We start from the raw sequence: 11,408 nt of genomic DNA, 5'->3' as shown, positions 1-11,408 counted from the left end.
GGCTGATCCCTGCCTTGGCCTCACAACTCCGAGGGGCCCTCAGGCGCGCTGTTCCATCTGCCTCGGTTCGCTGCGTGAGGCGACGAAGCCCTCCAGTACCACATGCTCTGCCTGCTTCTGCTTGATGATCGCTGTCTGTGCCGGGTACAGCGCCGTCACGGTGCTGGCTTCGCGCAGATGCTTGTGGAAATGCAGAGAGTGCTCGGCATCGATGATCGCCTGGGTCAGGGTCTCGTGTGCCTGAAGCGGTGTATCGATGAACAAGGGCGGTGACATGACCTGTGCTGCCTGTTTGGCAGGGTCGTCCGGCAGGCCCAGTTGATGCGAAAGACGGCGCAGCTCCTCGACACGCATTTCGCACTGGATGCCGAGCGAGGCCATCAGGCGGCTCACGGAGGTGTCGAAGGGTAGAAAGCTGAAGGCAAGCCTTCGGTACCGGGTCACCTCGGCGCGTTCATGGGCATCGGCGAGTGCCAACAGCTCATCCAGCACCAGGGTCCGCCTGGCGATCGTTATTGGTCTTTCTGGCATGGCAGTGTCCTCTTGTCGGAGGCTGAGCATCGGCTGCATCCCTGCTGATTCCGCAGCGCTGGAATGATGCTCGGATAGTGCCCCCAGTTTGCATGACCTTCATCAAGTTTCGCGACGTTTAGGTCTGAAGAACCAGTGATTCCATCCACCGGTGTGACGCGAACCACCCGTATCCCCATCGCCCTTGGGTGGTCTCGTCCGACACGGCACTGAGGTTTCACTATAGTCGAACTACGGAAGAATCCATCGAAGAAAAATGAAACGAAGGTTTGACAACTGTAGCCGTCGCGCCAGACTGCCGGGACCAACGACAAGAGGCTGCGAGGCATGACCAGAGAAGTCTTTCATGAGCGGGTGACGCTGGAATTTCAGGATCATGTCGCCGAGGTGACGTTGGTGCGACCCCGTGAGCACAACGGCCTCGATTGGGCGATGATCGACGCCCTGCTGGCGGCGCAGCAGCACCTGACCGAACTCGAGGGGCTGCGCGCCGTCGTGCTGCAGGGCGAGGGGGAGAGCTTCTGCGCCGGGCTCGACATGGCCACCATCATGTCTCGTCCCGAACGGCTGCCCTCGCTGCTGGCACCCGATGAGCACGGCATCAATCCGGTACAGCGTCTGGCGCTGGGTTGGCGCGATGCCGGCGTGCCGGTGATCGCTGCACTGCAAGGACACGTCTACGGCGGCGGGCTGCAGATCGCCCTGGCCGCCGATGTTCGCGTGGTGCATCCCGAGGCCCGGCTGGCACTGCTGGAGATCGTCTGGGGCATCATTCCCGATATGGGCATCAGCGTGACAGGCGAGACGATTCGTAGCGACGTGCTGCGAGAGCTGGCCTGGACCGGGCGCAAGGTGAGCGCTGAGGAAGCCGTTGCGCTGGGTCTCGCCACGCGTCTGGCCGATGACCCACGGAGCACTGCGCGAGATATCGCCACGGCGGTAGCAGCGCGCTCGCCCAGAGCGGTGGCTGCAGCGCGAGAGCTCTTCATCCGCGCCCCCGCCATGTCAGAGCGCGAGCGCCTGGCGCTGGAGGCCAGCCTGCAGCGCGGCCTGCTCGGCGGCGAGGAGCAACTGGAAGCGGTGGCGGCCAGGATGGCCGGCCGCGAGCCGCGCTTCACCTGACCTGAGCACGTGACAACCGCCACTCCACCTGACACTGCCGCCCCTTCGCTGCGCCCCTACCAGCAGGAGGCGGTGCGCCGCGTGGTGACCCATTTCCGTACCAGCGACGAGCCGGCGGTGGTGGTGCTACCCACCGGCAGCGGCAAGTCGCTGGTCATCGCCGAGCTGGCGCGGCTCGCCCGCGGGCGGGTGCTGGTGCTGGCCCACGTGCGCGAGCTGGTGGAGCAGAACCATGCCAAGTACCTGGCCTATGGCCACGAGGCGGACATCTTCAGTGCCGGCCTGGGGCGCAAGGAGAGCACCCGCCAGGTGGTGTTCGGTTCGGTACAGTCGGTAGTGCGCAACCTGGGGTTGTTCGACGACAGTAATTTCACTCTGCTGGTGATCGATGAGTGCCACCGCGTCGCGCCGGACAAGGACGCCAGCTATCGTCGCGTGATCGAAGCGCTCAGGCAGGCCAATCCGCGGCTCAAGGTGCTGGGCCTCACTGCCACGCCCTATCGCCTGGGCCAAGGCTTCATCTATTACCGTCACCACCACGGCATGGTGCGGGGTGACGACGACTGCTTCTTTCGCGACTGCGTGTTCGAGCAGCCGCTGCGGCTGATGGTCAAGCAGGGCTACCTGGCCGAACCCAGGCGCGTGGATGCCGCCGTCGAGCGCTATGACTTTTCCGCGCTGGTGCCGGGGGCGGGCGGTTTGTTCCGGGAAGAGGAGCTCAACCGGGTGGCGGCGGGCAATCGCGCCACGCCGGGTATCGTCGCCGAGATCGTCGAGCGGGCCCGCGGCCGCCAGGGCGTGATGCTGTTCGCCGCCAGCGTGGCCCACGCCAAGGAGGTGCTTGGCTATCTGCCGGCCGCCGAGGCAGCGCTGATCACCGGCGAAACGCCATCGCGGGAGCGCGAGCGCATCATCGCCACCTTCAAGGCCCGTGAACTCAAGTACCTGGTCAACGTGGCGGTGCTCACCACCGGCTTCGACGCGCCTCATGTCGATCTGATCGCCATTCTGCGGCCCACCGAGTCGGTGAGTCTCTACCAGCAGATCGTCGGTCGCGGCCTGCGCCTAGCCCCTGGCAAGCGCGACTGTCTGATCCTCGATTACGCCGGCAACCCGTGGGATCTCTACGCGCCGGAAGTGGGCAGCCCGCGTCCTGCCTCGGACACCGAGCCGGTGCAGGTCGAGTGCCCCGCCTGCGGCCACGTCAACCTGTTCTGGGGCCGCAAGGAGGGCGAGATCGTCATCGAGCACTTCGGCCGCCGCTGCCAGGGGCTGGTTGAAAGAGAAAAAACAGCAACGACAGCGGGTGGCGCTGATAGAAGGCATGGCGCGGCTTCGGGCGCCGATAGAAAGCAGGGCGCGGCTTCGGGCGCCGATAGAAAGCAGGGCGCGGCTTCGGGCGCCTGTAAACAGTATCAGTGCTCGTTTCGCTTCCGCTTCAAGGTGTGCGGCGAGTGTGGTGCCGAGAACGATATCGCCGCGCGGCGCTGCCACGGCTGCCAGACCCTGCTGGTCGACGCCGACGACAAGCTCAAGGAGGCGCTGCGCCTCAGGGATGCCCGGGTGCTGCGGGTGGCCGGCATGCAGCTCGAGGCCACCGTCAACGGCCGCGGGCTGCCGCGGCTCAAGGTCACCTACCACGACGAGGACGGGACGAGCCTGAGCGAGTGGTTCGCCCTGGAAACCCCGGCTCAGCGCGCCGCCTTCGCTGCGGTGTTCCTGCGCCATCACCTGCGTGCGCCAGGCACGCGCTGGCAGCCGCTGAGCGCCGAGGAGGTCATTGCCGAGCGTCGGCGCCTGCGCCATCCCGATTTCGTGGTGGGGCGCAAGGTGGGGCGCCACTGGCAGGTGCGCGAAAAGCTATTCGATTATATCGGGCGCTATCGCAAGGCCGAGGCGGTGGAGTAGGCGGAGCCTCTGGGGGGCAACGGCGGGTCGACATCGAGAGGCTTGCCATCATGACATTGTTAGTTAGAATAACTAACCATATGTAATGGAGGCAGACCATGACGCTGGAAACGGACCTGAAGGTCCTGGGCTGGGAAATATGGAACCGCTGGCGGGAGCATGGCCGTCGCAGCGGCAGCATGGAGCTCACCGCTGCCGAACTCGACTACCTCTATGCCCTGCTCTCGGCATCCGAGGGGATGCGCCTGACGGAGCTGGCCACATTGCTGCGGGTGAGCAAGGCCTCGGCCAGCACCATGGTCAGCAAGCTGGAGGCGCGTGGCTACCTCCGTCGTTCGGCCTGTCCGGGGGATGGGCGAGCCGTACTCTTGCATCCGACGGACAAGGCGCGACATATCGAGAAGGAGGAGCACGACGTCTATGCGGAGACCGCCACTGCACTGCGGCAAGGGTTGGATGAGCATGAGCGGCGTGAGCTGGAGCGGCTGCTGGACAAGGCCTGCCAAGGGCTCAGGAGGGGCGACTGATGCACACCGGCTCGATTACCCGCGCTTATTGGCGCTACACCCTGCCTGCCGTCACGGCGCTGATGGTCAGCGGCATGTACCAGGTGGTGGATGGCATTTTCATCGGGCATGCCATCGGCGAACCGGGGCTGGCCGGTATCACCATGGCCGTACCGGCGGTCATCGTGCTGCTGGCGGTGGGGATGATGCTGGGCGCAGGCGCCGGGGCCCAGTGCTCCATCGCTCAGGGGCGGGGCGACGAGGCGCGGGCAGCATTGATGCTGGGGCAGGGCGGCTGGCTGCTGGTGCTGCTCGGGGTTCCGGTGGGCGGCCTGCTGCTGTTCGGCGGAGAAACTATCCTGACCTTCCAGGGCGCCACGGGACAGGTGTCGCGGCTTGGTGGCGACTATCTGATGATGATGGCCTGGGGCGCACCGCTGGTGATGGCCAGCCTGGCCTTGCCGTTCTGGGTGCGCAACCTGGGTGCCCCTCGTCTGGCGACTCTGGCGATGGTGACGGGGGGCCTGGCCAATATTGCCTTCGACTACGTCTTCATCCTGTGGCTTGGCTGGGAGCTGCAAGGAGCGGCTCTGGCTACGCTGCTGGCGGAGAGTTTCACCATCCTGATCTGCCTGGGCTTTCTGGTGAGTCGCAAGCCACCCATCCGCCTGCGCTGGCAACCGCTACGTCTTGGCGCCTGTCGAGCCGTGCTGGGCACCGGGGGAGCCAGCATGGCGATGTATCTTTATCTCGGTGTGGTAACGGTGCTGCACAACATGCTGCTGATGAAGTATGGCGGTTCGGTGCAGGTGGCGGCCTATGCCATCACCGGATACCTGTTGGCCTTCTACTATATGCTGGCCGAGGGCGCGGCCAATGGCATGCAGCCGCTGATCAGCTACTTCCATGGCGCGCGTCGAAATCCCGATATCAAGCGGGTCTTTTGTCTTGGCCTTTACACCGGCTTGGGGTTCGGTGTGGCGATGGTAGCGGCGCTGATGCTGTGGCCCGGCCACGTCGCCAGCATCTTTGCCGCCGATGATGCCGAGCTTCTGGCGGCGGCTGCCCTCGGCATCCGCCTCCACCTGTTCGCGCTCTTCCTGGATGGCTTCGTCGTGCTGGCGGCCTGCCTCTTCCAGGCCATGGGCATGGGGCGGCAGGCACTGCTCATCACCTTGGGCAACATGGCCATCCAGGTACCCTTCCTGGCCTTGTTACCGCTAGGGTTGGGGCTGACAGGGGTGTGGCTGGCGCTGCCGCTGTCCAATGTGGTGCTGGCTTGCGTGGTTCTGGCGATGGTGATGCGCCAGTGGCAGCGCCTGGGGGAGTCTGGCGTCGGTTTGTCCCTGGCCGCCAGGGCCACCTAGCACGGCGGCCGATGTCGGATCAGGTCGAGCTTTCCGCCTGCCGGGCATCGTCCGCCAGCTCCGGGGCGCTGTAGGGCTCATCGGCGACGCTTGCCGCTGCGCCGCCTTCATCGATCTTGAGCGATGGGGTGGAGCGAGGCTGTCGGCTGGCGGCGGGCTCGCCGAATGCTCTCTTGAGCAGCTCGTGCTCGGGATCCATGTCGATACTGCCCTGGAAGGTGCTGCCGTCCTCGAGCATCAGGCATGGCGCGACGATCATGCCTCTGACACTGGCGCCCTTGTGAACCGTGGCGCGATGCGACGCCACGAGGTTGCCCTCGACTTCGCCTGAAACGTGCAGCGTGTGGGCGTAAACGTCACCGTTGACGCAACTACCGCTCCCCAGGGTGACGGTGTTCTGCTTGCAGGTGATGGTTCCCTGCACGTATCCCGCCACGGTCAGATCCTCATCGGCATCGATGTCGCCCTGCACGCGGGTGTGGCTACCGATGACCGACACGCTGGAGCGTGTCGTCGAGGTCTCCTGCCGAGCTGAGAGAGATTGGCCGCTGGCGGAGGCGACGACGTCCGCCGCGACGGCTTCCGGTTGACGAGTCTTTGTCTTGTGGAACACGCAAACCTCCTGGAGGTGAGAGTCTCGATACCCGGCGCCGTGAATCACGCTGCCCCTGGGTTCGGTATTTCCCCTATACTCGACCGATTCTCGTTCGTCGTCGTACCGAGCCCTTGGCGGGCATGGGGGCTGATCGAACATGGGTCGAACGAGCCTACCTCGCTTTCGGTGTTGGCAAAGCGTGGAGCTGGGCGGGATCCAAGGGGTATTTTTCGCTACCGTCCTCGCGGGTGAGGCTCTATAAGAAAACTCCAAGGTATGGAGAAGGGCATGGGCATTCAGACATGGTTCATCTTTCTCGGCGTGGCCGCCATGACGCTGATCGTCTGGGATGGCAGACGGCGCAAGGGCCGGCGCCGTGCAGCGGACGCCGGCTCGTCGATGGGGCTTGCAGCGCCTCTGTCGGCTGCTCAGGTAAGCCTGCAGGCGTTTGTACCGGTGGACGAACCGGTGGGCGGGTCGGTCAGTGCCGAGGTGCGAAAAACGGTCGTGCCGCTTGTTGAAGAGGGCAGCCGCATCGGCATGGCCACCCGCGTGCTGGGCAATCTCACCGCTTGTGAGCCGGTCGTGATCAAGGGCAGCATAGAGGGCGCCGTCATCGCCCAGGACCATCATGTCATGGTGACGATGAGCGGCAGGGTATCCTCACACTTGGAAGGTCGCGAGGTCAGCGTCGATGGGCAGGTGGCGGGCGTGGTCAAGGCCGGGGACAAGCTCACGCTGCTGTCGCGGGCTCGCGTCGAGGGGAGCCTGGCGGCCGAGCGTCTCGAGTGTCTCGCCGGTGCCCACATTCGAGGGGAAGTCGTGGCGCTGGGGCTGTCCGGTGGGGCAACGCTGGTGGCCTGTGCCCAGGCCGAGCCGGGCTTACCCTGATCCTGCACTCTTGCTAGACTGAGTGATCGACCTTCAGACCAGCCCAGCCGAGAGGCCAGCCCCCGCGTGAGCGAGACGCCCCCCACGGCTGTTGCCGAGCAGCCGGCCGCGAGCGACGCCGAGACCCAGTCGGCGGTGATGGCGCGGCTGTTCGACGAGCCGATCACCGAGCTTCCCGAGGATCTCTACATCCCGCCGGAGGCGCTGCGCATCTTCCTCGAAGCGTTCGAGGGGCCGCTCGACCTATTGCTCTATCTGATTCGCCGCCAAAATCTGGATATCCTGGCCATCGACGTGGCAGCCATCACGCGCCAGTACATCGAGTACGTGGAGCTGATGAAGGCGATGGAGATCGAACTGGCAGGGGAGTACCTACTGATGGCGGCGATGCTGGCCGAGATCAAGTCGCGCACCTTGCTGCCGCGCCCCCCGAAAGAGGGGGGCGACGAGGCGGAGGAGGACCCCCGCGCCGAATTGATCCGCCGCCTGCAGGAATACGAGCAGCTCAAGAGTGCTGCCGAGGCGCTGGCCGAGCTGCCGCGGGTGGGGCGCGACTGGTTCCCGGCGCGGGCGGCGCTGCCGCCATTGCAGGCCCGGGTGATCCATCCCGATGTAGAGCTCGACGAGCTGCTCGGTGCGCTGGCCGGCATCCTGCGTCGTGCCGAGCTCAACCAGGCTCACCAGGTGGGGCGCGAAGTGCTCTCGACCCGGGAGCGCATGTTGGCCATCATGGATCGCCTGAACCACGAACACTACACCCCCTTCGAGGCACTGTTCACGCTGGAGGAGGGGCGCGCGGGGGTGATCGTCACCTTCATGGCCATACTCGAGCTGGCCAAGGAAGCAATGATCGAGATCGTGCAGAATGCGCCGCTGTCGCCGATCCACGTGCGCGCCCGGGCGCCGCGGGAGTACAGCGAGGAAGCGGCCTTCGACGATGATGGGGCCGACGTCGAGAGTCCTTTTGTCGAGAGTCCCTTTGCCGAAGAGCCCGGTTTTGAAGAGTCTGGTTTTGAAGAGTCAGGCGCCGAAGTGGAGGAGAGCATGTCCCGGAGAGATGACCGCTCATGACCGCCATGGAGCTGCCCGACAGCCTCGATGAAATTCTCGAGGCGGCACTGCTGGCAGCGGCCGAGCCGCTGTCGCTGGAGCGGCTCGAGGGTCTGTTCGACGACCATGAGCGGCCCCAGCGGCGCAGCCTGCGCGAGGCGCTCGAGCGGGTGGGGCTGCGCCACGAGCGGGGGGCGCTCGAGCTGATCGAAACCGCTTCTGGCTACCAGTTGCGCATTCGTCCACGGCTTTCGCCCTGGGTGTCGCGGCTGTGGGATGAGCGCCCGCAGCGCTATTCCCGGGCGCTGCTGGAGACTCTGGCGCTGATCGCCTATCGTCAGCCGGTGACCCGCGGCGATATCGAGGAGGTGCGCGGTGTGGCGGTGAGTAGTTCGATCATGCGCACCCTGGCCGAACGCGGCTGGATTCGCGTGGTCGGACAGCGTGACGTGCCCGGGCGGCCGGCGGTTTACGCCACCACGCGGCAGTTCCTCGACGACTTCGGTCTCAAGACCCTGGACGAGCTGCCGCCCATGCATGAACTCAAGGGCATGGCCGAGCCGCTGTTCGAGGACGAGGCGCCGCCACCGCCCAGCCCCCTGCTGGAGCAGGCCGGCGAGGCGGCGAGCGGTGACGAGGATGAAACCGAGGACGCTACGCTCGACGACATCGAAGACGATTCGTTCGACGACGAGGCGTTCGACGACGAACCCATGGACGAGCGTATCGCCGCAGAGGCTACGCTTGACCCAACGACGGCCGGGATGGCCGACGAAACACACGCCGGGAAGGCGTCCGACAGGCCGGGACTGAGCTTCGCCGATCTCGAAGCGCGCCTGGCCGAACGTGCCCGCACCAGCGTCGACGATGACGGCGGAGCGGGGGCGGAATCCACCGTAGACGAGAAGTCAGAATGACGAGCAACACGGAAAAACTGCAGAAGGTCCTGGCCCGCGCCGGGCTGGGCTCGCGCCGCGAGATGGAAGCGGCCATCGAGGCCGGTCGCGTCAAGGTCAACGGCAAGGTCGCCACTCTCGGCGACCGCATCGAGATGCGCGACCGCGTCAGCTTCGACGACCGCCCGGTGACCCTGCGCGGTGCCGAGGAGACGCCGCGCCGCGTGATCATGTACAACAAGCCGGAAGGCGAGCTGTGCACGCGCAAGGATCCGGAAGGCCGCCGCACGGTGTTCGAACGCCTGCCGCGCCTGAAGGGCGAGCGCTGGATCGCCATCGGCCGTCTCGACATCAACACCAGCGGCCTGCTGCTGTTCACCACCGACGGCGAGTTGGCCAACCGGCTGATGCATCCCAGCACCCAGGTCGAGCGCGAGTACGCCGTGCGCGTGATGGGGGAGGTGCGCAAGGAGCACGTGGTGGCCATGGTCGAGGGCGTGATGCTCGAAGACGGGCCGGCGCGTTTCACCGACGTCCAGGAGTTCGGCGGCGAAGGTATCAATACCTGGTTCCACGTGGTGATCACGGAAGGGCGCAACCGTGAGGTGCGGCGGCTGTGGGAGTCCCAGGGACTGACGGTGAGCCGGCTCAAGCGGGTGCGCTACGGCAACATCTTCCTCGACAAGCGGGCCAAGGCGGGGGAGTGGGTTGAGCTGTCCCAGGACGAGATCGACGACCTGGCGCTCTCCGCCGGCATGGAACCGCGCAAGGTGCCCGAGCTCACCCCGGACGAGAAGAACCGCTGGAGCCGCGACAAGAACAAGCGGCGCCCGGTGCAGGCGATGCGTAAGCCGAAGAGTACCAAGAGCCCCAAAGGGCGTTAGGCCTTGCATGAGAGCTGCCCGCGCTTTCCCAGCGCGGGCATGCTCGCCTAAAGTCAAAAAAGTCCTTGCCAGTGAAGGGTGTAATCAGTAATATCTGCACCCGTTCGGAAGGGTCGTTAGCTCAGTTGGTAGAGCAGTTGGCTTTTAACCAATTGGTCGTAGGTTCGAATCCTACACGACCCACCATTCCGGACCTGGAAGCTTGTTTGCAAGTGCTGGGTCGTTAGCTCAGTTGGTAGAGCAGTTGGCTTTTAACCAATTGGTCGTAGGTTCGAATCCTACACGACCCACCAGATTCCACGCCCCCGGCTCTTCGAGTCGGGGGCGTTTTTGTCTTGGCCCTGCCCTCGATAATGTGATGTGGGCCAAGAGGTGGTGTAGACGAAGAGGTGGTGTAGAATAGCGGGATGGGCTGCGATGGCGAGAGACGCCGACGACAGCCTCAGGCGCATCGCCCGTACGGAGCGTACGGTTCACGGTGCACCCGGTACACGCAGGGGGAGCCCCTGCCAGTCACGGTGGTAGACACGATGACGATCATGACTTCCCGAATCGAGGTGCGTGAACACCTCGCCCGCGCCTACTGTCCGACCCGTATTCCGGCCGAGGACGAGGCCCGTATCGACGAGATCAAGCGCCTGCTCGAGCTGCACAACGCAGTGCTCGTCGCTCATTACTATACCGACGATGCGATTCAGCAGTTGGCCGAGGAGACCGGTGGCTGCGTGGCCGACTCGCTGGAAATGGCCCGCTTCGGCGCGCGTCACGATGCTGACACCCTGGTGGTGGCCGGCGTGCGTTTCATGGGCGAGACAGCCAAGATCCTGTCGCCCGAGAAGCGTGTGCTGATGCCCACCCTGGAAGCGACCTGCTCGCTCGACATCGGCTGCCCGGCCGACGAGTTCAGCGCCTTCTGCGACCAGCATCCCGATCGTACCGTGGTGGTCTATGCCAACACCTCGGCGGCGGTGAAGGCGCGTGCCGACTGGGTGGTGACCTCCTCCATCGCAGTGGACGTCATCGAGCATCTGCAGGCGCGCGGCGAGAAGATCCTGTGGGCACCGGACAAGCACCTGGGTGGCTACATCCAGCAGAAGACCGGTGCCGACATGCTGCTGTGGGACGGTGCCTGTATCGTCCACGAGGAGTTCAAGGCCAAGGGTATCGAGGACCTCAAGGCCCTCTACCCCGAAGCCGCCGTGCTGGTACACCCGGAGTCGCCGGCTTCGGTGGTGGCGCTGGCCGACGTGGCCGGTTCGACCTCGCAGCTGATCAAGGCGGCCAAGGAGCTGCCGAACGACAAGCTGATCGTGGCCACCGACCGCGGCATCTTCTTCAAGATGCAGCAGATGGTGCCCGAGAAGACCCTGTTCGAGGCGCCCACCGCCGGCAACGGCGCGACCTGCAAGAGCTGCGCCCACTGCCCGTGGATGGCGATGAACGCACTCGACAACCTGGCTGGCGCCCTGCGCGAGGGCAGCGGCGAGATCTTCGTCGACGCCGAGCTGCGCCGGGCCGCGCTCAAGCCGCTGGAGCGCATGCTCAACTTCCAGAAGTAAAAGGGCACGCCGCTTCCTGCCTTACGACCTCGAGGCCCGCGCACCAGCGCGGGCCTCGGCGTAAGGAGCGCTGAACAATCGCCGAGCGAGATGAAGCGT

General features: G+C 65.3%; 11 protein-coding genes and 2 tRNA genes. 11 read left to right on the top strand and 2 right to left on the bottom strand.

Features of this window, described 5'->3' with window-relative positions:
- Window positions 1-39: 39 nt before the first annotated feature.
- Window positions 40-531, bottom strand: coding sequence for a hypothetical protein (locus B8115_RS20590; protein WP_141638679.1), 492 nt, complete (start codon window positions 529-531; stop codon window positions 40-42).
- Window positions 532-858: 327 nt separating this feature from the next.
- Between B8115_RS20590 and B8115_RS20585 the strand changes: the two genes are divergently transcribed.
- From B8115_RS20585 to B8115_RS20570, 4 genes are all read left to right on the top strand, one after another.
- Entirely contained in the window at window positions 859-1,653 is a 795-nt protein-coding gene (locus tag B8115_RS20585) for a crotonase/enoyl-CoA hydratase family protein (RefSeq protein ID WP_010629746.1), read from the top strand.
- A 9-nt stretch (window positions 1,654-1,662) separates the two neighbouring features.
- On the top strand, window positions 1,663-3,561 hold the full coding sequence (locus B8115_RS20580) for a DEAD/DEAH box helicase (RefSeq protein ID WP_083861904.1): 1,899 nt from the start codon (window positions 1,663-1,665) through the stop codon (window positions 3,559-3,561).
- Between the two features lie 98 nt (window positions 3,562-3,659).
- On the top strand, window positions 3,660-4,088 hold the full coding sequence (locus tag B8115_RS20575) for a MarR family winged helix-turn-helix transcriptional regulator (protein WP_010629744.1): 429 nt from the start codon (window positions 3,660-3,662) through the stop codon (window positions 4,086-4,088).
- Window positions 4,088-5,434, top strand: a complete 1,347-nt coding sequence (locus tag B8115_RS20570) for an MATE family efflux transporter (protein ID WP_010629743.1) — start codon at window positions 4,088-4,090, stop codon at window positions 5,432-5,434. Before B8115_RS20575 ends, B8115_RS20570 begins: the two co-directional genes overlap by 1 nt.
- A gap of 19 nt (window positions 5,435-5,453) precedes the next feature.
- Here the strand turns inward: B8115_RS20570 and B8115_RS20565 are convergent, their stop codons facing one another.
- Window positions 5,454-6,047, bottom strand: coding sequence for a polymer-forming cytoskeletal protein (locus tag B8115_RS20565; RefSeq protein WP_238539246.1), 594 nt, complete (start codon window positions 6,045-6,047; stop codon window positions 5,454-5,456).
- Window positions 6,048-6,317: 270 nt separating this feature from the next.
- Here B8115_RS20565 and B8115_RS20560 point away from each other — a divergent pair, with 270 nt between their 5' ends.
- From B8115_RS20560 to nadA, 7 genes are all read left to right on the top strand, one after another.
- Complete coding sequence (locus B8115_RS20560) at window positions 6,318-6,920, top strand: polymer-forming cytoskeletal protein (RefSeq protein WP_051004679.1); 603 nt, start codon at window positions 6,318-6,320, stop codon at window positions 6,918-6,920.
- A gap of 66 nt (window positions 6,921-6,986) precedes the next feature.
- Window positions 6,987-7,991 (top strand): ScpA family protein, encoded by a 1,005-nt coding sequence (locus tag B8115_RS20555; protein WP_010629740.1) that lies wholly within the window; start codon window positions 6,987-6,989, stop codon window positions 7,989-7,991.
- On the top strand, window positions 7,988-8,887 hold the full coding sequence (gene scpB, locus B8115_RS20550) for an SMC-Scp complex subunit ScpB (protein WP_010629739.1): 900 nt from the start codon (window positions 7,988-7,990) through the stop codon (window positions 8,885-8,887). Before B8115_RS20555 ends, scpB begins: the two co-directional genes overlap by 4 nt.
- Window positions 8,884-9,750, top strand: coding sequence for a 23S rRNA pseudouridine(2605) synthase RluB (rluB, locus tag B8115_RS20545; protein ID WP_010629738.1), 867 nt, complete (start codon window positions 8,884-8,886; stop codon window positions 9,748-9,750). Before scpB ends, rluB begins: the two co-directional genes overlap by 4 nt.
- Window positions 9,751-9,860: 110 nt before the next feature.
- Window positions 9,861-9,936: transfer RNA gene (locus B8115_RS20540), tRNA-Lys, on the top strand.
- Between the two features lie 31 nt (window positions 9,937-9,967).
- Window positions 9,968-10,043 (top strand) — tRNA-Lys (locus tag B8115_RS20535).
- 237 nt (window positions 10,044-10,280) lie between these two features.
- Window positions 10,281-11,309 carry a quinolinate synthase NadA gene (gene nadA / locus B8115_RS20530; protein ID WP_026038273.1) on the top strand — a complete coding sequence of 343 codons (1,029 nt, stop codon included), beginning with the start codon at window positions 10,281-10,283 and terminating at the stop codon, window positions 11,307-11,309.
- The last annotated feature ends 99 nt before the right edge of the window (window positions 11,310-11,408 follow it).

Origin of the sequence: Halomonas sp. KM-1, assembly GCF_000246875.1 — a bacterium.
In the GTDB taxonomy this organism is placed as follows: domain Bacteria; phylum Pseudomonadota; class Gammaproteobacteria; order Pseudomonadales; family Halomonadaceae; genus Halomonas; species Halomonas aerodenitrificans.
This window is presented reverse-complemented; position numbering and strand designations above follow the sequence as displayed.